Origin of the sequence: Streptomyces sp. Je 1-4 4N24, from assembly GCF_026239515.1 — a bacterium.
In the GTDB taxonomy this organism is placed as follows: domain Bacteria; phylum Actinomycetota; class Actinomycetes; order Streptomycetales; family Streptomycetaceae; genus Streptomyces; species Streptomyces nigrescens.
In genome coordinates, this window is sequence record NZ_CP110836.1 from 5,269,786 (window position 1) to 5,287,810 (window position 18,025).

The 18,025-nt window shown below is 73.5% G+C and carries 14 protein-coding genes and 2 pseudogenes; 11 read left to right on the plus strand and 5 right to left on the minus strand.

The window, feature by feature from the left end; all coding sequences use genetic code 11:
- The first annotated feature begins 162 nt into the window (after nt 1-162).
- On the plus strand, nt 163-2,460 hold the full coding sequence (locus SLV14N_RS23165) for a protein kinase (protein ID WP_263270875.1): 2,298 nt from the start codon (nt 163-165) through the stop codon (nt 2,458-2,460).
- 30 nt (nt 2,461-2,490) lie between these two features.
- On the opposite strand, the gene SLV14N_RS23170 is transcribed toward SLV14N_RS23165, so the two are convergent.
- Together SLV14N_RS23170 and SLV14N_RS23175 are read right to left on the minus strand one after the other, a co-directional pair.
- A complete protein-coding gene (locus tag SLV14N_RS23170) occupies nt 2,491-3,678 on the minus strand; it encodes a winged helix DNA-binding domain-containing protein (RefSeq protein WP_208683216.1) in 1,188 nt (395 codons plus the stop codon).
- Nucleotides 3,679-3,795: 117 nt separating this feature from the next.
- A pseudogene (locus SLV14N_RS23175) lies at nt 3,796-5,386 on the minus strand (class I adenylate-forming enzyme family protein).
- Between the two features lie 129 nt (nt 5,387-5,515).
- On the opposite strand from SLV14N_RS23175, the gene SLV14N_RS23180 reads away from it, so the two are divergent.
- The 4 genes from SLV14N_RS23180 (at nt 5,516) to SLV14N_RS23195 (ending at nt 8,750) form a co-directional block, all read left to right on the plus strand.
- Entirely contained in the window at nt 5,516-5,644 is a 129-nt protein-coding gene (locus tag SLV14N_RS23180) for a hypothetical protein (protein ID WP_259670465.1), read from the plus strand.
- 5 nt (nt 5,645-5,649) lie between these two features.
- A complete protein-coding gene (locus tag SLV14N_RS23185) occupies nt 5,650-6,831 on the plus strand; it encodes an acyl-CoA dehydrogenase family protein (RefSeq protein ID WP_263270878.1) in 1,182 nt (393 codons plus the stop codon).
- A gap of 6 nt (nt 6,832-6,837) precedes the next feature.
- Nucleotides 6,838-7,791, plus strand: coding sequence for an acyl-CoA dehydrogenase family protein (locus SLV14N_RS23190; protein WP_208683224.1), 954 nt, complete (start codon nt 6,838-6,840; stop codon nt 7,789-7,791).
- A gap of 473 nt (nt 7,792-8,264) precedes the next feature.
- Nucleotides 8,265-8,750 carry an ATP-binding protein gene (locus SLV14N_RS23195; RefSeq protein ID WP_208683225.1) on the plus strand — a complete coding sequence of 162 codons (486 nt, stop codon included), beginning with the start codon at nt 8,265-8,267 and terminating at the stop codon, nt 8,748-8,750.
- A 373-nt stretch (nt 8,751-9,123) separates the two neighbouring features.
- On the opposite strand, the gene SLV14N_RS23200 is transcribed toward SLV14N_RS23195, so the two are convergent.
- Complete coding sequence (locus SLV14N_RS23200) at nt 9,124-10,050, minus strand: cyclase family protein (RefSeq protein ID WP_208683227.1); 927 nt, start codon at nt 10,048-10,050, stop codon at nt 9,124-9,126.
- Between the two features lie 108 nt (nt 10,051-10,158).
- On the opposite strand from SLV14N_RS23200, the gene SLV14N_RS23205 reads away from it, so the two are divergent.
- The 4 genes and pseudogenes from SLV14N_RS23205 (at nt 10,159) to SLV14N_RS23220 (ending at nt 14,929) form a co-directional block, all read left to right on the plus strand.
- A complete protein-coding gene (locus tag SLV14N_RS23205; protein ID WP_263270880.1) occupies nt 10,159-11,067 on the plus strand; it encodes an SDR family oxidoreductase in 909 nt (302 codons plus the stop codon).
- A 200-nt stretch (nt 11,068-11,267) separates the two neighbouring features.
- The gene (locus tag SLV14N_RS23210; RefSeq protein WP_263270881.1) at nt 11,268-12,419 is read left to right on the plus strand and encodes an acyl-CoA dehydrogenase family protein; all 1,152 of its coding nucleotides are present in this window, start codon (nt 11,268-11,270) and stop codon (nt 12,417-12,419) included.
- Nucleotides 12,419-13,489, plus strand: a complete 1,071-nt coding sequence (locus tag SLV14N_RS23215; RefSeq protein ID WP_208683233.1) for a Zn-dependent alcohol dehydrogenase — start codon at nt 12,419-12,421, stop codon at nt 13,487-13,489. Before SLV14N_RS23210 ends, SLV14N_RS23215 begins: the two co-directional genes overlap by 1 nt.
- 77 nt (nt 13,490-13,566) lie before the next feature.
- Nucleotides 13,567-14,929, plus strand: a pseudogene (locus SLV14N_RS23220) (MFS transporter).
- Between the two features lie 109 nt (nt 14,930-15,038).
- On the opposite strand, the gene SLV14N_RS23225 reads toward SLV14N_RS23220, so the two are convergent.
- On the minus strand, nt 15,039-15,647 hold the full coding sequence (locus SLV14N_RS23225) for a flavin reductase family protein (RefSeq protein ID WP_263273245.1): 609 nt from the start codon (nt 15,645-15,647) through the stop codon (nt 15,039-15,041).
- A 221-nt stretch (nt 15,648-15,868) separates the two neighbouring features.
- Here SLV14N_RS23225 and SLV14N_RS23230 point away from each other — a divergent pair, with 221 nt between their 5' ends.
- A complete protein-coding gene (locus SLV14N_RS23230; protein WP_263270883.1) occupies nt 15,869-16,453 on the plus strand; it encodes an RNA polymerase sigma factor in 585 nt (194 codons plus the stop codon).
- A gap of 8 nt (nt 16,454-16,461) precedes the next feature.
- Nucleotides 16,462-17,115, plus strand: a complete 654-nt coding sequence (locus SLV14N_RS23235) for a hypothetical protein (protein ID WP_259670467.1) — start codon at nt 16,462-16,464, stop codon at nt 17,113-17,115.
- Between the two features lie 36 nt (nt 17,116-17,151).
- On the opposite strand, the gene SLV14N_RS23240 is transcribed toward SLV14N_RS23235, so the two are convergent.
- Complete coding sequence (locus SLV14N_RS23240) at nt 17,152-18,012, minus strand: enoyl-CoA hydratase/isomerase family protein (protein ID WP_259670468.1); 861 nt, start codon at nt 18,010-18,012, stop codon at nt 17,152-17,154.
- Nucleotides 18,013-18,025: the final 13 nt, after the last annotated feature.

Genomic DNA, 18,025 nt, shown 5'->3' on the forward strand with positions numbered 1-18,025 from the left:
CGCAGACCGGGCCGCAAGCTCCGGTGCGGGCACGTATCGTGAGACCGCGAAGACCGTACGCATCCGCAATCGGCGGGAATACGACCGGAAGTGACCGGAGGCGCCAGCGCCGAGGGCGTTCCGGCGCGACGGTAGACACAGCGCGCGCTGCGGGGAGGCGTCGTGGACGAGTACGCGGGAAGGGTGCTCGCCGAGCGTTACCGCCTGCCGTTGCGGCCCCTCGGCGACGATGACTTCACCGAGTCCCGGGCGTTCGACACGTTCAGCGGACAGGAGGTGCTGGTCCGCCAGGTGCCGCTGCCGGAGGTCGTCGAAGCGGAGGTCGTGGGGGCGGAGCCGGCCGGGCCCGCCGAGGGCGGTGCCGGCGGCCGCTACGGTGCCCCGCGGCTGACCGGCGGGGCGGGGGTGGCCGACCGCAGTCCCCGGGACCCCGCCGTACGACGCGCACTGGACGCCGCGACGACCACCGCCCAGCTGGCCGACCACCCCCGGCTGGAGCAGGTCTTCGACGTCTTCGCGCAGGACGGCAGCCTGTGGATCGTCGCCGAACTCCTCTTCGCCCGCCCGCTGTCCGCGCTGCTCGCCGAGCGGACGCTGTCCCCGCACCGCGCCGCGGAGATCGCCGCGGATCTGCTCACCGCGCTGCGGGTGCTGCACGCGGAGGGCCGGCTGCACCGCAACATCACCGCCCGTACGGTCCTGGTCTGCGACGACGGCCGGGCCATCCTGACCGGTCTGGCGGCGGGCGCGGCCCAGGAGGCGCTGTGCGGAGCCGAGCCGCCCACCACGGCCGGAGCCCTGCCGGAACAGCCCGCACCGGACGCACCCGTCCCGGACGCACCCGTCCCGGACGCACCCGTCCCGGACGCACCCGCCCCGGATGAGCCCACACCGGCCGGTCCCGACGCCAAGACCTCGCTGACCAAGCCCGCCTCGGACGGCGACACCACCGCGCCCGCGTACGGCCGGCCCACCGCCGGGCTCGCCGCCGAACGGGCCCGGCAGGCGCGGCTGACCGTCATCGGCCCGGTCACCGAGCGCTGGGCGCCGGAGCAGGCCGGACCGGTGCACGAGAACTGGCAGCTGGCGCCGCCGGTCGGCCCGGCCACCGATCTGTGGGCGGTCGGCGCGCTGCTCTACCGGAGCGTGCAGGGGCAGCCGCCGTTCCCCGAGGACAACGCCGTCGAACTGGCGCAGCTGGTCTGTTCGCAGCCGCCCGCGGACGCCGAGGAGTGCGGGGCGCTGCGGCCGGTCGTCGAGTCCCTGCTGCGCCAGGACCCGGCCGACCGCCCGGATGCCGAGGAGCTGAGCGGCTGGCTGCGCTCCTTGATCCGTACCGCACCGGAGCCGGAGGCCGGCAGCCGGCTGGTGACGATGCCGGCGGAGGGAGCGGACCCGCGGCGGCTGCCGATCGTGCGGCGCCGCGGCGAACTCGTCCGCAAGGGGCGGCACAAGAAGACCCGGACGCCCCGCCGCGCACGGCCGCAGCCGGCACCGGCCGCCGTGGCCACCGCAGCGGCTGCACCGCCCGTACCGCAGGCGCCGGCCCCGGAGCAGTCCACCCCGCTGGTCTCCACCGCCCGTCCGCCCCGCCCCCCGAAGCAGCCGAAGCCGCTCCGGCAGTCCAGACCGGCCCGCACGGCCAAGTCCGGCAACCCTGCCCCGTCGCCCGGACGGGGCGGGCCCGCGGACCGGGACCCGTACGAGCGGCAGATGAGCGGGCAGGCCGGCCCGGCCGCCGCGCCCCGCCCGTCGCGTACTCCGCGCCACCTCGGCCGGGTGCTGCTCACCGCGATCCTGCTGCTGCTCGTCGGCGCGGTCGTCTATGCGATGGCGTTCCTGCCGAAGTCCGGTTCGGACTCCAAGGCGGGCGAGCGCGGTGCGGACCGTACGGGCACCTCGGGCGCGGCGCCCGGCGGCAGTCCCGCACCGTCCGGGGACCAGGAGAGCGACGGTGACCACGCCTCCGCCGGCACCGGCGCCCCGCAGTCCACCGCGCCCGCCGAGCCCGCCAAGGGCTTCGAGGTACGCAGCGACCCGGCGGGATTCCAGATCGCGGTCCGCGAGGGCTGGCAGCGGCGCGGTGCGAACGACCGGGGCCAGGTGCGGTACGTCGGCGGGGACTATGAGCTGGTGGTGGTGCCCGGCCGCGACACGACGGCGCGCTTCGGCACCGACCCGATGGCGTATCTGCAGAACAAGGAGCCCGAGCTGGCGCCGTACCGCTCCTCCGGCTGGGCCTCGGCCTCCGGCCTCCAGCGGATCGACGTCGGGAAGACGGCGATGGCCGAGGGTACCTTCTCCTGGCGCGACAGCAGCGGTCGCGAAGTGTACGTACGGAACCTCGCGATGATCCACAAGGGCCGCTACCACCTCGTCCTCGTCATCGGCCCGGACCGCGGCCGGCACGAGGTGGACCAGCTCTACGGGCAGGCGACGAGCGCCTACCGGCCGCGCTGAGGCGGCCGGGCACCGGCCCGCCGCCGGTCGCTACCGGCTCAACTCCCGCTCCAGCGGCGTCCGGAAGCGCGGGGTGAAGCGGACCTCACCGACCCAGGCCGCCAGCCGGGCCGCCGCGTCCGTCACCGCCGCGGCGGCCTCGCTGCCTCCGTCATCGGTCAGCAGCCGCCAGACGATCTCACCGTTCGCCCGCTGGGCCCAGCCGCCGACGATCCGGCCGTCCCACCACACCGTCGGCCCGATGTTGCCGCTGCGGTCGACGAGCTGCGGCACCTGGTCCGGGGCGAGGTACCAGTCGCGGGCCTTCCAGCCCATCGTGGTGGGGTCGAGGCCGGGGAGCAGGGCGGCCCAGGGTTCGGGGGCGGCGACCGGGCCGAGGTCGTCGGGCAGTGCGACGCCCGTCGTGCCGCCGTCCAGGGTCACCTCGACGGCGCCGGTGGCGGCCAGCGCCTGACGGGTGGCGGTGAGCGTCCAGCCCGTCCACCACCTGAGGTCCTCGACGGTCGCCGGGCCGTACGAGGCGAGCCAGCGGCGGGCGAGTGCGGCGCGCGCCTCGGGGGCCGGTGGCGCGGGCAGCTCGGCGAACGCGGTGCCGGGCGTCCAGCGGAAGGAACTGCTGGTCCAGCCGCCGCGCGGCCGTCCGCGCCGGATACGGCCCTCGGCGGCCAGCACCCGCAGGATGCGGCTGGAGACGGCGACCGTGGCCTCGTACGGCTTGCCGGGGGAGACCACGATGGCATCGCGCAGCTCGGGCACCTCCGCGGTGAGCTCGGCCGCGGTCGCCGCACCCCGCCCGCCGAGCACGGCCAGCACCTTCGCCTCGGCCTCGGCCAGCCGCCGCTCGTCCCACCCCGGCGCGCCCTCGGTGAGCCACCGGACCAGCCCCGCCCGCTCCTTGGCGGCGACCGCCCGTGCGGTGGAGGAGGCGACGACCGGTACGAGCCCGGCGCCGACCGCGAAGAGGGTGCGGCGCATCCCCAGCATCCGGACCAGCGAGCCGTCGTCGTACAGCGCCCGCTCCACCTCCGCCGGATCCGGCACGGCCAGCCGCGCACAGGCCGCGAGATGAACGGTCGCCGGATCGCTGGCATGCAGCCCCACGACCGCCTCGGCGACCTCCTCCGCACGGTCCGCCCGGTGCCCGCCCGCCAGCAACTGCCGCCGCCCGATCCGGGCCCGCCGCCCGGCGGTGCCGATATGGGGTCGTGAATGACTCATGGGGGGGAGCGTATGGGGGGTGGAGGACAGGGGGTGTCCGCCATGGGCGGGCCTTTGGGGGCAGGCGGCGGGGCAGGCGGCGGGGCAGGCGGCGGGGCGGGCGGTGGGGCGGGCGCCTCACCCCGCCCCCGCCCCGCTCCCCCCGAACCGCTCCCGCAGCTGCTGTTTGCGGACCTTGCGCAGGGTTGTGTCGCGGGGCAGGGCGGGCAGCAGCTCCAGCTGTTCGGGGAGCTTGTGCGGGGCGAGGCCGTGGGAGAGGAGGTGCGCCGTGAGGGTGGCGAGGGTCAACTCGCGGGCTCCCGGGGGTTGTTCGATGACCGCGCAGACGCGTTCGCCGCGGGTGGTGTCCGGCAGGCCGATGACGGCGGCGTCGGCGATGTAGGGATGGCGGGAGAGGAGTTCCTCGATCTCCTGGGCGGAGATGTTCTCGCCCTTGCGGATGATGATGTCCTTGAGGCGGCCGGTGACGACGAGGTGCCCGCTGGGGGTGAGGTGGCCGAGGTCGCCGGTGGGGAGGAAGCCGTCGGCGTCGAAGGGGGCGGGCTCGTCGAGGTAGCCGCGGCAGACGACGGGGCCGCGCAGCCGGATCTCGCCGCTCCCGGGGGCGATACGGATCTCCATGCCCGCGGGGGGCCGGCCGTCGGTGCCGGCCAGGTGCCCGGGGCTGTCGTACGGGTCGCCCATGGTGACCATGGGGGCCTCCGTCATGGCGTAGCCGTGGGTGAGTTGGCAGCCGAGCCCGGCGACGACCTCGTGGTACAGCGCGGGGGGCTTGGGTGCGCCGCCGCCGGCCAGCAGGCGCAGCGACGGCAGCAGCCGGCGGCCGGGCGGCAGCTTGCGGGCCTCGGCGAGGAAGAGGGCGTAGAAGGCGGTGGAGCCGCCGGCGAGGGTGACGCGGTGGCGGCGGTAGGCGGCGAGCGCGCCCGGTAGCGCGAAGTGCTCCAGCAGGACGGCCGGAATGCCGTGCTCCAGCAGCATGACGGTGTAGTCGGGCCCGGCGACATGGGCGTACGGGAAGGCCATCGAGCCGATGTCCGACGGGCCGAGGCGCAGCGCCGTGCCCAGCCACCGGCCGGCCGTCCGCAGGCTGCGGTCGGTGTGCAGCACGCCCTCGGGGGCCGCGGTGGTGCCGGAGGTCCAGTAGATCCAGCGGACCTCGTCGGCGTCGGCCGGCGGCGGGGGCAGGACGGCCGGGTCGGCGTCGGGCAGCGTGTCGTACGCCTCGATGACGGTGAGCGGACCGGGCAGACCGGCGGCGAGACGGTCCGCCATGGCGCGGTGGTCGAAGCCGCGCCACACGCCGGGGACGGCGAAGAAGGCCGCGCGGGTGCGGCGCAGTACCTGGCCGACCTCATGCGCGCGGTAGAGCGGCACGACCGGGCTCTGGACGGCGCCGATCCGGGCCAGGGCGAGGCTGAACAGGACGGTCTCGGTGGGGGTCCCCCCTGCTCCTTAAGAGCTCGGGGGAGGGTCGGCAGCTGCCAGACGACCCGGCTGCCGGGCCGTACGCCCCTCTCGTACAGGCCGGCCGCGACCCTCCCCCGTGCCTGAAGGGCACGGGAGGTGCCCCCATCGCGCGCCGGTGCAGGGCGCCGAATGTGATCCGCCGTTCCTGCCGGGCGGACTCGGCCCCCTGGATGAGGGCGGGCGCGTCAGGGGTTCGGGCGGCGCGCCGGGCGACCAGGTCCCAGAAGGTGGTGCCGGTCATCTGCCCCTCCCTGTTGCTGACGTTGCGTCAGATCGCCCGCCGAGATTAGAGGCCGACGCCTTGTCGGTCCAGAGGGGTCGGGGCTAGCCTCCTTCTGACGGTGCATCAGATATGGGTGAGGGGACAGCGATGGCGAACCCGAGGGAGCTGCCGCGCAGCATCGGCGTGGACGGCCGTGCGACCGGGCCCGCACACTTCTCCGGCCACGGGCCGGTGCGCGGCAACGCGGTCCGCACCCGCCCGGACCTCGGCAAGTAGCCGCCATGGACCTCACCTGCACACCCGAGGAGGAAGAGTTCCGGGCCCGGCTGCGCCGGTGGCTCGGCGAGGTGCTTCCCCGGCTCCCCGCACCGCCCGCCGCGACCGACTGGCCGGGCCGCCGGGCGTACGACACGGCCTGGCAGCGGATGCTGTACGACGCCGGATACGCGGGCCTGCACTGGCCGCGGGACGCCGGCGGGCAGGGCGCCACCCCCGCCCAGCACCTGATCTTCCTGGAGGAGACGGAGCGCGCCGGGGCGCCCTACGTCGGTGCGAACTTCGTCGGGCTGCTGCACGCGGGGCCCACCCTCGCCGCCGAGGGCACCGCCGAGCAGCGCGCCCGCTGGCTGCCGCCGATCCTGCGCGGCGAGGAGGTCTGGTGCCAGGGCTTCAGCGAACCGGATGCCGGCTCCGACCTCGCCGCGCTGCGCACCAGGGCCGTCCGCGACGGGGACACGTACGTCATCAACGGCGCCAAGATCTGGACCTCGCACGCCGAGGTCGCCGACTGGTGCGAACTCCTGGTCCGCACCGATCCGGCCGCGCCCAAGCACCGCGGCATCAGCTGGCTGGCGATGCCCATGGACGCGCCGGGCGTGACGGTCCGGCCGCTGCGCACCCTCGCCGGCTCGACGGAGTTCGCCGAGGTGTTCCTCGACGACGTACGGGTCCCGGCCGGGAACCGCGTCGGTGCGGAGAACGACGGCTGGCGGGTGACGATGGTGACGCTGTCCTTCGAGCGCGGCACCGCCTTCGTCGGCGAGGTGGTGGCCTGCCGCCGGGTGCTCGGCGCGCTGGCCCGTGCGGCCCGCGCCAACGGCCGCTGGGACGATGCCGTGCTGCGCCGCAGACTGGGCAGGCTGCACGCGGAGTTCACGGCGCTGTGGCGGCTGACCCAGTGGAATGTGAGCGAGGCGATGCGGGCCCCCGCGCGCGGGGGGCAGCGGGGGAGCGGAGGCGTCCCGGGCACCGGCGGCTCGGTCTTCAAGCTGAGCTATTCGCACGCCCGGCAGGAGCTGTACGACACGGCGGCCGAGGTGCTGGGCGCCGGGGCGCTGGACGCGGACCACGAGTGGGTCGCGGACCGGCTGTCGTCCCTCTCGTACACCATCGCGGCCGGCACCTCGCAGATCCAGCAGAACATCGTCGCCGAGCGGATCCTCGGCCTGCCGAAGGGGCGATGACCGGCGATGGACTTCCAACTCACCGATGAGCAACGGGCGTTGAAGGACGGCACCCGGGAGCTGCTGGCCGGGCGGTTCGGCCGGGACCGGCTGCGGGCGGCCGTCGAGGACCCCGGGCCGGACCGTGCGCTGTGGCGCGAGCTGGGTGCGGCCGGATTCTTCGCGCTGCGGCTGCCGGAGAAGGACGGCGGGGTGGGGCTGGGGCTGCCGGAGGCGGTGCTGGTCCTGGAGGAGGCCGGGCGGGCGCTGCTGCCGGGGCCGCTGGTGGCGTGCCAGCTGCTGGCCGGGGTGGTGGACGGCGTCGCGACCGGCGAGAAGATCGTCGGGCTGTGCGAAGGGGCGCGGGAGCCGATGCTGTGGGAACACCCGGACGGATGCGATGAGTTGATCTTGGTGGAGGGCGCACGGGGGCGCACAAGCGGTGCGTACCGGAGTGCGCCGGACCGGGTGTCCTGCGCCCCCTTTGCTTCCGTCGATCCCCTCACCCCGCTCGCCCGCGTCCTGGACCTGCCGCGCACCGAGCCCGTTGCCCTGGACGCCCCCCGGCTCCGTCGCGAGGCGGCGTTGCTCACCGCCGCCCAGCAGCTCGGCAGTGCCGTCCGCACGGTCGAGATGGCGGCCGGCCACGCCCGTGAGCGCGAGCAGTTCGGCGCCCCCATCGGCTCGTTCCAGGCGGTCAAGCAGCTGTGCGCGCAGATGCTGGTACGGACGGAAATGGCCCGAAGTGCGGTGTATGCGGCGTCGATCACGGAGGGTGTTCTCGACGTCACGGGCGCGAAGTTGCTCGCCGACGAGGCCGCGGTGCGTAACGCACGGGACTGTCTGCAGGTCCACGGCGGAATGGGCTTCACATGGGAGGCCGATGTGCATCTGCACCTCAAGCGGGCCTGGTTGCACGCCGAGCGCTGGGGAACGGCGGGCGAGGCGGAGGAGCTGCTGGCCGCGGGCCTGATCGCCTGACGGCGCGGGCGCGAAGGCCGTTCCGGAGGTGCGCGGCGGCCGGTGATGTCAGACTCTGGCACCCCGTGTGCGGAATGTCGGACTCACTACGCAGAAGCGGTCACGGAGTGTCGATATCGGGTTGTGTCCTAGGCGTGACTCGTCACAGGGGGGAGTCGGCGCTCCGCTCGGGTACTCTCCGTTGGGTGCGAGTGGTTCTGTGGCGCAACGAACCCGGTGCCGTCGGAATGACGGCTCCGGGGTACGGACTGCGCGCCGCCCGCCTAAGGCAGGGGCCCGGTCGCCCCCCTTGTTCGACTCCCCGCAAAGTGCGTCGCACAGTATGCAGGACGCATACTCCCTTGCGCTGGAATATGCCCGAAGCGCTTGTTGGGGTGACTCAACGTCAACCATGCTGTGCATCGCCGGGGTCACGCACCGTGACTCCGTGGAGGCGCGAGGCGATGTTTCCGCCGGTTCGGATGGTGTGAGCGGTGCAGGTGCTTCAGGTGCAGTTGGACGTACGGCCCGACCCCGCGGAGGTGGGGCGGGCCCGGCGGTGGGCCCGGTCGCGGCTCGTGGGTTCCGGTATAGGGGTCGATGAGCCGCTCGCGGAGACGCTGATCCTGTTGATCTCCGAGCTCGTCACCAACGCCGTGGTGCACACCGGCGCGGCGGCCGAGCTGCGGATGTGTTTCTCCGGCTCGGGTGCCGTGGTGGGCACGGTCCGGGTCGAAGTGGTGGACGCCAGCGCCCGCCCGCCGCGCCAGCGGCACGCCGACGGCGACGACACCAACGGCCGCGGCCTGGAGCTGGTCGACGGTCTCGCCGACCGCTGGGGCTGGCAGCAGGAGGGCGCCGGCAAGCGGATCTGGTGCGAGGTGGACCGCGGCCGGCCACTGCTGTTGGCAGCCGGGTCCGATCTGGGCGCTTATGAGCCCCATTGCACGGCCTCACGTGCCGTGACACACCAGGCGTAATCGCGCCGATCGGCGCACCACCGGCGCACCGCCGCCAGGTAGGGCGAATCGGGTGTAACGAAATTAGTCCAGACCAGGTGTTGACGTGGCGTGCTCAGTTGATCACTCTTGGGTGAAGCGATGCGCCGTGAGGGGACGCCGAGGCCGCCGGGAGGGCCGGGATTCCGGTCCGGGGTCTTGACGAGTGCGGATCGTGGCCTGGTCGGGGGCCCGGCGGGAGCCGGGGAAGGGTGGCGGTCCGCGGTGCCGTGCTCGGGGCGCGCATGAGCGCACCGCCACCTGGTCGGCCGGGCGTCGTCGAGTCGCCGGCCGGTGTGGCCGGCGACTCGACGCGAAACGCGGCCGCCTCGGAGGACCGCCTCGGAGGACCGCCTCAGAGGATCGCCACGGGGGCGACCGGCGCACCGGACGCTCCGACGAACGGTTCGGCCATCGCGGACAGGAAGAACGCGAAGCGGCCCTCTTCCGCGCAGGCCGTCGACAGCTCCTCCAGATTCCAGTTCTGGCCCTGCAGCATGCCCATCTCCACGAGGTGGAGGGCGTGCACCGGCATCCACAGGTTCTCGATCTCCGGCGGGAAGATCTCGAAGGTCAGGGTGTCGTTGGCGACCGCCGCGACATCGCGTGCGTGGAACCACTCTGGTGTGCGCAGCGACAGGCCGGGTGACGGGAAGGCGTAGGCCTGCCGGTCGCCCGCGAGATAGTGCCGCAGCTGTCCGGTCCGGACGAGGACGATATCGCCGGCCCGGACCGTCGTCCCGGCCAGTTCCTCGGCGGCGTCCAGGTCCTCCGGTGTGACGGCGTGCCCGCCGGGCAGTACGTCGGTTCCGTGCACTCGGGCCACGTCGAGGAGGACGCCGCGGGAGACGACCGGGGTGGCCTTCTCGATGCCGAGGCAGGTGGCGCCGTCGTGCGCGGTGACCGAGTCGGCGGGGCGGTTGTTGTAGAGCCGCCCGGAGTGGGAGGCATGGGTGAGGCCGTCCCAGTGGGTGGCGGACTGCAGGCCCATGGTGACCGCGTCGTCCGAGGTCGCGACCGTACCGGGGCCGAAGATCTCCTGGTTGACGGCCGTCATGGTGTGCAGCGGATTGACCCGGCCCGGGATCAGGCCGGTCTGTACGCCGTCGTGCCGGAGGGGCAGGGCGAGCGGGATGCGGCGGCCGCTGCGGATGCCGGCGGCGGCCTCCCGGACGACCTGGCCGGTGATCAGGTTGAGCGTGCCGATCTCGTCGTCCGCGCCCCAACGCCCCCAGTTGTTCACGCGTTTGGCGATCTCGTGGAACTCCTGCGGCAGGGGCATGGGCCCTCCTCGGGGCGCCCGGGCCGGGTTCGGCCCGGGGTCTTGTGTTCGTACCGGGTCTGCTCAAAAATCTAACGGTCCGTCAGAAACTGCGGGAAGGGTCACGCCATGGGGAACTTCTTGGCCGGCAAGGTGATCGCCGTCACGGGGGCGGGCCGCGGCATCGGCCGGGCGGTCGCCCTCGCCTGCGCGGAACAGGGCGCGAAGGTGGTCGTCAACGACTACGGGGTCTCCATCGAGGGCGGCGCACCCAGCAGCGAGATCGCCGAGTCCGTGGTGAAGGAGATCGAGGCGGCGGGAGGAGTCGCGGCCGCGGTCGCCGACGATGTGTCGACCATGGCCGGCGGCCAGCGGATCGTGGACACCGCGCTGGCGCAGTACGGACGGATCGACGGCGTGGTGTGCGTGGCCGGGATCCTGCGCGAGCGGATGCTCTTCAACATGACCGAGGAGGAGTGGGACCCGGTGGTCGCCACTCATCTGAAGGGGACGTTCACGGTGTTCCGGGCGGCGGCCGCGGTGATGCGGCGCCAAGGGTCCGGGGCCCTGGTGGGCTTCACCAGCGGGAATCACCAGGGGTCGGTTTCCCAGGCCAACTACGCCTCCGCGAAGGGCGGGATCATCTCGCTGGTGCGGAGCGCCGCGCTCGGGCTGCACAAGTACGGGGTCACGGCCAATGCGGTGGCGCCCGTCGCGCGCACGCGGATGTCGGCGAAGGTGCCGATGGAGCTGACGGAGATCGGTGAGCCGGAGGACGTGGCGGCGCTGGTCGTCTATCTGCTGAGCGAGCGCGCCCGGGAGATCACCGGGCAGGTCTATACGGTCGCCGGGCCGAAGATCGCCGTCTGGGCCCAGCCGGTGGAGCTGCGCTCCGTATATGCCGAGGGGGGCGGGTGGACGCCGGAGCGGGTGGCGGAGGTGTTGCCGGGGTCGGTGGGGACGGATCCGATGCCGATGCTGGGGCGGGTGGCGGGGATGGCTGCCGCGGCCGAGGCGAAGGCGCGGCCGAATCGGTAGGTGGCGGGCCTACGTTGTCGGCTGTCCCGCCGTGGGGGTTTGTCGCCGGTCCGCTGCGCGGGCCCCGGGCGACGTTGTCGGCTGTCCCGCCGTGGGTGTTTCTCACCGTTGTGCCTGCGGCGGGCGGGTGGGTGTCCGGCCCGTCCCCTCCCGTGGGTGGGAGTTCTGGGGGTTGGTGGGGGCGGGCCTGGGAGGGCGTTGTGGACTTTGAGTTCGGGCAAGAAGGCGAGGCGTTTCGGGCGGAGGCTCGGGAGTGGCTGGAGGGTCATCTCGTCGGTGCGTACGAGGGGGTCGGGGGGCGGCGGGCGTGGGAGCGGGAGCTGGGGAGTGGGGGGTGGATCGGGCTCGGGTGGGAGTGTGCGGAGGGTGCGTACGGGAACCGGGTGGGGAGTCTGACCCAGCAGGTCGTGTGGGCCGAGGAGTATGCGCGGGCCGGGGCGCCGGGGCGGGTGGGGCACATCGGGGAGAACCTGCTGGCGCCGACGCTGATCGCGGAGGGGGACGAGGCGCAGCGGCGGCGGTTTCTGCCGGCCATCGCCCGGGGGGAGGAGCTGTGGTGCCAGGGCTACAGCGAGCCGGAGGCGGGGTCGGATCTGGCGGGGCTGCGCACGGTGGCGGTCCGCGACGGCGGTGGCCATCGCGTCAGCGGGCAGAAGATCTGGACGTCGCTGGCCAGGGAGGCCGACTGGTGCTTCGTGCTGGCGCGGACGGATCCGGGGGAGCGGCGGCACCGGGGGCTCTCGTTCCTGCTGGTGCCGATGGACCAGCCGGGGCGGATCGAGGTGCGGCCGATCCGGCAGATGTCGGGGACGGCGGAGTTCAACGAGGTGTTCTTCGACGGGGCGATGGCCCCGCACGTGGTGGGTGGGGAGGGCGCGGGCTGGCGGGTGGCGATGGGGCTGCTGGCGCGGGAGCGGGGGGTGTCCACGCTCGTGCAGCAGATCGGGTTCGCCGCGGAGCTGGCCGCCGTGATCGCCGCCGCGGTGCGCTGTGGGTCGCTGCGGGATCCGGTGCTACGTGAGCAACTCGTCGGACAGTGGGCCGAGTTGAAGGTCATGCGGTGGAACGCGCTGCGGACCCTGGGTGCCGCCGGGGACGCGGGGGCGCCGAGTGTGGCGAAGCTGCTGTGGGGCGGCTGGCATCAGCGGCTCGGGGAGCTGGCGATGCGGGTGCGGGGCGCCGCGGCGGCGCTCGGGCCCGTCGACTGGACCGCGCGGGCTCCGTATGAACTCGACGCACTCCAGCGGCTGTTCCTGTTCACCCGGGCCGACACCCTCTACGGCGGCTCGGACGAGATCCAGCGCAACATCATCGCCGAGCGCGTGCTCGGCCTGCCCAGACTGGAGCGGTGATGAGAGGCGTCATATTCGACGGCGAGCAGCCCCGGGTCGTGGACGACCTGGAGGTGCGGGATCCGGGCCCGGGTGAGGTGCTGGTCGGGATCCGGGCCGCGGGACTGTGTCACAGCGATCTGTCGGTGGTCGACGGGACCATTCCGTTTCCGGTGCCGGTGGTGCTGGGGCACGAGGGCGCCGGGGTGGTCGAGGCCGTGGGCGCGGGCGTCGGCCATGTGGCGCCCGGCGATCATGTCGCGCTGTCGACGCTGGCCAACTGCGGGGCGTGCGCGGAGTGCGACCGGGGGCGCCCGACGATGTGCCGGAAGGCGATCGGGATGCCGCAGAAGCCGTTTTGGCGGGGCGAGCGCGAGCTGTTCAGCTTTGCGTCGAACTCGGCGTTCGCGGAGCGTACGGTCGTCAAGGCGGTGCAGGCCGTGAAGATCGCCGAGGACATCCCGCTGACCTCGGCCGCGCTGATCGGGTGCGGGGTACTGACCGGCGTCGGGGCGGTGCTCAACCGGGCGAAGGTGGATCGCGGGGACTCGGTCGTGGTGATCGGGGCCGGCGGGATCGGCCTCAATGTGCTCCAGGGGGCGCGGATCGCCGGGGCGTCGGTGATCGTGGCGGTGGACGCCAACCCCGCGAAGGAGGCGGCGGCCCGGCAGTTCGGGGCGACGCACTTCATCGACGCGTCGGCGGTGGCCGACAGCGTCAAGGCGGTGAAGGAGATCCTGCCGACCGGCGCCGACCACGCCTTCGAGTGTGTGGGCAGTACCCGGCTGATCCGGCAGGCCGTCGATCTGCTGGACCGGCACGGCCAGGCGGTGCTGCTCGGTGTGCCGCCGGCCACCGCGGAGGCCTCGTTCCTGGTGTCGTCGATGTATCTCGACAAGTCGATACTGGGCTGCCGTTACGGGTCGGCGCGGCCCCAGCGGGACATTGCGCTGTACGCCCGGCTGTACCGCGAAGGGCGGCTGCTGCTGGACGAGTTGGTGACCCGGACGTATCCGGTGGAGGACTTCGCGACGGCGGCGGACGACGCACATCATGGGCGGGTGGCCCGGGGTGTGCTGACGTTCGGCTAGGGCCCTGGCCCGATCCTGATGAACCCTGGCCTTCCGGCCACTCGTTCCGCCCGGGGGTGACGCACGAAGCTGCTCCGGTGACCCAGACACCCGAACTTCCCCTGCGTACGGCGGACCCCGCCCCTGCCCCGGCGCCCCGTCGGCGGCGCCCGCACCGGGCCTGGTCCGTCGCCGCCGTCACCTTCCTCACCATCATCGGCGCGGCCGGTTTCGCCTCCCTCCCCGGCCTGCTCATCGAGCCGCTGCACGCCGAGTTCCACTGGTCGCGCGGCACCATCGGTTTTGCGGTGTCGGTGAACCTCGCGCTCTATGGGCTGACGGCGCCGTTCGCCGCCGCGCTGATGGACCGGTTCGGCATCCGGCGGGTGGTGGCGGTCGCCCTGACGGTGATTGCGGCCGGCGCCGGGCTGACCGTCTTCATGACCGCGAGCTGGCAACTCGTCCTGTCCTGGGGTGTGCTGGTGGGTCTGGGCAGCGGCTCGATGGCGCTGGCCTTCGCGGCGACGGTCACCGGCCGCTGGTTCACCGCCCGGCGCGGGCTGGTCACCGGCATCCTCACCGCGGTCGGCGCCTCCGGACAGCTGGTCTTCCTCCCGCTCCTCTCCTGGATCATCGACCGGCACGACTGGCGGCCGGCCGCGGTGACCGTCGCGCTCGCCGCGCTCGCCGTCGTCCCGCTGGTGTGGCTGCTGCTGCGCGACCACCCGGCGGACGTGGGCGTCGCGCCGTACGGGGCGACGGAGTTCCTCCCCAAGCCGCCGCCTCAGCGGGGCGCGGCCCGGCGTGCCGTACGGGCGCTGCTCTCGGCTGCGCGTACGGGACCGTTCTGGCTGCTGGCGGGCACCTTCGCGATCTGCGGTGCCACGACGAACGGCCTGGTCAAGACCCTCCCCCAAGCTCTTAAGGAGCAGGGGGGACCCCCACGTGCCCGCGGCGCACGACCATGGCATGCCGATGACGGCGGCCGCCTCGCTGCTCGCGGTGATCGGCATCTTCGATATCGCCGGAACCATCGCGTCCGGCTGGTTCACCGACCGCTTCAACACCCGCAGGCTGCTGGCCACCTACTACGGACTGCGCGGCCTGTCGCTGATGTTCCTGCCGCTGCTGCTGTCCGACACCGTCCACCCGCCGATGGTCTTCTTCATCGTCTTCTACGGCCTCGACTGGGTGGCGACCGTCCCGCCGACCATCGCCCTGTGCCGCGAGCACTACGGCGACGACGGCGCGATCGTCTTCGGCTGGGTGCTGGCCGCCCATCAGGTGGGCGCCGCGCTGATCGCCTTCCTGGGCGGCCTGGCGCGCGATGCGTTCGGTACGTACAACCCGGTCTGGTACGCGTCCGGCGCACTGTGCGCCGTCGCGGCGCTGATGGCCCTGGTCATCCGGCAGCGGAGGGAGGGCCCGGGGGACGGGCGGGTGGTCACGGCCCAGCGCTGATCCCCAATGCCGGGCCGAGAGGGCGCAGGCGTTCTCGGGGCGGGCCTGTTGTCCGGGGTATGAACCTCCGAGGCCGGGCCGGTCGGCGCTCGTCGGTGTACCGCCGCCCTCACGGCCGGAACTGCCCGAAGGCTCCCCGGTGGAAGAGGAGCGGGCCGTTCGCGGCGGCGGCCGGGTCGGTGCCGAGGGCCTCGACCCGGCCGACCACGATGAGATGGTCGCCGCCGGTGTGGACGGCCTGCACGGTGCAGTCGATCCAGGCGGGGACGTCCGCCAGTCGTGGGGAGCCGGTCGCCGGCGCGGCCTTGTAGGCGACGCCGGCGAACTTGTCGCCGCCGCTGACCGCGAACCCGCGGCACAGGTCGCCCTGTCCGGCGCCGAGGATGTTGACGCAGAACACCCCGGCGCGGGCGATCAGCGGCCAGGTGGTCGACGTGCGCGCCACCATGAACGTCACCAGCGGCGGGTCGAGTGAGAGCGAGGCGAAGGACTGGCAGGCGAAACCGGCCGGGCCCGGCTCCCCGGGGGCCGTGATGACCGTGACGCCGCTGGCGAAGTGCCCCAGGACGGAGCGGAATTCGGCCGGGTCCAGAGGGGCGCGCTCGTCCTCGCGTACGGCGCGCAGCGTGGGCCGCGGCAGCGGGGTGGCGGGGGACGATTCGGCGGCCGTGGTGGGCGCGCCGACGGAGCGTAGGTATCGCACGACCGTGGCCGCCATTCCCGCGTGTCCCATCATGCCCTTATTGAATCTGATGGCATGTCAGATGTGAAGGCGTGCGGAGCGGGCACCACTCACAGGTGTGGTTTCCCGGTTACTCGGGGTGATCTGCGGCGGATTCTGGGGAAATTGGGGGCCGGATTTCTGATTGCGTGTCGTCCGCGCGGGTAGCGTCCACTCCGGCCGCGTCCGTAGCCGAGCACGGGGGAGAGTTCCGGTACATGGCCGATGCGACATCATCGTCAGCTTCGTCTGCCGCGTCACCCACCTTCGACGAGGTCTTCTGTGGGCTGCTGCCCCGGTTGTACCGGAGGGCGGTGATGCTGGCCGGATCGAGACAGTCCGCGGAGGATGTGGTGCACGAGGCGTATCTCAAACTCGCGGCCCGGCCACAGCGTTTCCTCGCACATCCCGAGCCGTACGCCTACGCCTTCACCGCCGTCCTCAACGTCGCCCGCGACGCCTACCGCAAGGACCGGCGCCAGGTGCTGGTCGACGGTCTGGAGGGCGTCGAGGAGGCCGGTGCGGGAGGCGGCGCCGGTGGGGGCCTCGGCGGGGCGCCCGGTGGCTGGGACGGCGGCGTGGAGCGGCGGCAGGCCGAGATCGAAGCGGTGCGCCTGTTAGGGCGGTTGTCGCACCGGCAGGCCGGCATCGTTATCCTCGTCGACCTCGACGGCTACACCATCGACCAGGCCGCCAAGATAATGAAGGTGCATCGTGGCACCGCCGCCCGCCATCGCGCCCGTGCGCTGGACAGGCTGCGCGCCTACCTCGTTGAATCGGAGCACGGGCAGGCCGGGAGGTGAACGGCACGGTGGGCGTGGGGCCACGCTACGACGGCGGTGCGGGCGGTGCGGGCGGCGACGGCCTGGACCTCGGCGGTGGCCGGGGCGACGGAGCCGGGGACGATGCCGAGGCGCTGCTGCGCGCACGGCTACGGCTCGCGGACGAACAGATCGAGACACCGCCCGGCCTGTGGGACCGCATCAGGGACCCGGGCACGGAGCAGGCACCCGTCGTGCTGCCGCTGTCCCAGAGGCGGCCGCGCATGGTCATGCTCGTGGTGGCGGCGGCGGTGGCCGCGGTGGCGCTGGGGGTGTGGTGGCTGGTGCGTCCCGGGCCCGTCACCCTGCAGCCCGCGGGGCCGCCGCCGACGGTGAAGATAACGGTCCACAACAGCGAGCGGGCCTGCCGCACGGGCCGCTCCCTGGAGTGCGCGCTGCGACTGGCCAACGACCCGCACGCCAAGTACGCCGAGCGCGGCAATTCCGCCGGCCGGGTCTGGCACGGCGATGCGCTGGCGGCGCGCTGTGTGGTGACGGACGGCCGGATGGTCCGCGACGAAGCGGGCATCACCTCCACCCGCTGGTATCTGGTCACCAGCGGGCAGGGGGTGCGGGGCTGGCTGCCGGGGGTGCGGACGCGGAACACCAGTGAGGTGCCGGAGTGCCCGGCCGGGGTGAAGTAGGCCCGCGGGGGCTCCGGGAACGCGGCCTGGGGAGGGTCACCGTCCCCGGAACACCGGATGGCGACGCGCGACGAAGGAGGCGACCCCCTCCTGTGCGTCCGCCGTCGTCATATTGATCTCCTGCGCGGTGGCCTCGGCGGCGAAGGCCGTGGCCCGGTCGGTGTCGAGCGAGGCGTTGACCAGCTGTTTGGTCAGGGCCAGTGCGCGGGTCGGGCCGGCCGCCAGCCGCTCGGCCCACTCCCGGGCCGTCTTCGCCAGCTCACCGTCCGGCACGACCCGGTTGACCAGACCCAGTCGTTCCGCTTCGGCGGCCGGTACGGCGTCCCCGAAGAACAGCAGCTCCTTGGCGCGCTGCGGGCCGATCAGCCGCGGCAGGAGGTAGGCGCCGCCGCCGTCCGGGGCCAGGCCCCGGCGGACGAACACCTCGATGAAGCGGGCCGATTCGGCCGCCAGCACCAGGTCGCAGGCGAGCGCGAGATGGGCGCCGAGCCCGGCCGCGGTGCCGTTGACGGCGGCGATGACCGGCTTTTCGCAGTCCAGCACCGCCGTGATGAGCCGCTGGGCGCCGTCCCGGATCAGCCGGGCGACATCACCGGCGACCCGTTCACCGGCCGACGGCGAACCGCGCAGATCGGCGCCGGCGCAGAATCCCTTGCCGGTCGCGGTGAGGACGACGGCCCGCACATCCGGGTCGGCCGAGGCGTCGGCGAGCCGGCCGATGAGGCATTCGCGCTGGTCACGGGTGAGGGCGTTCATCGCGTCCGGCCGGTTGAGGGTGAGCCACGAGACGCCGTTGTCAGTGGTGTGCAGTACCAATGAATCGACGGGTTCCGCGCGGGCGGCGGGCTCGCCGGGCTCGGCAGGGGGAACGGAACCGGGGGACGGTGAGGGTGTCATGGGGGAGCGGCTC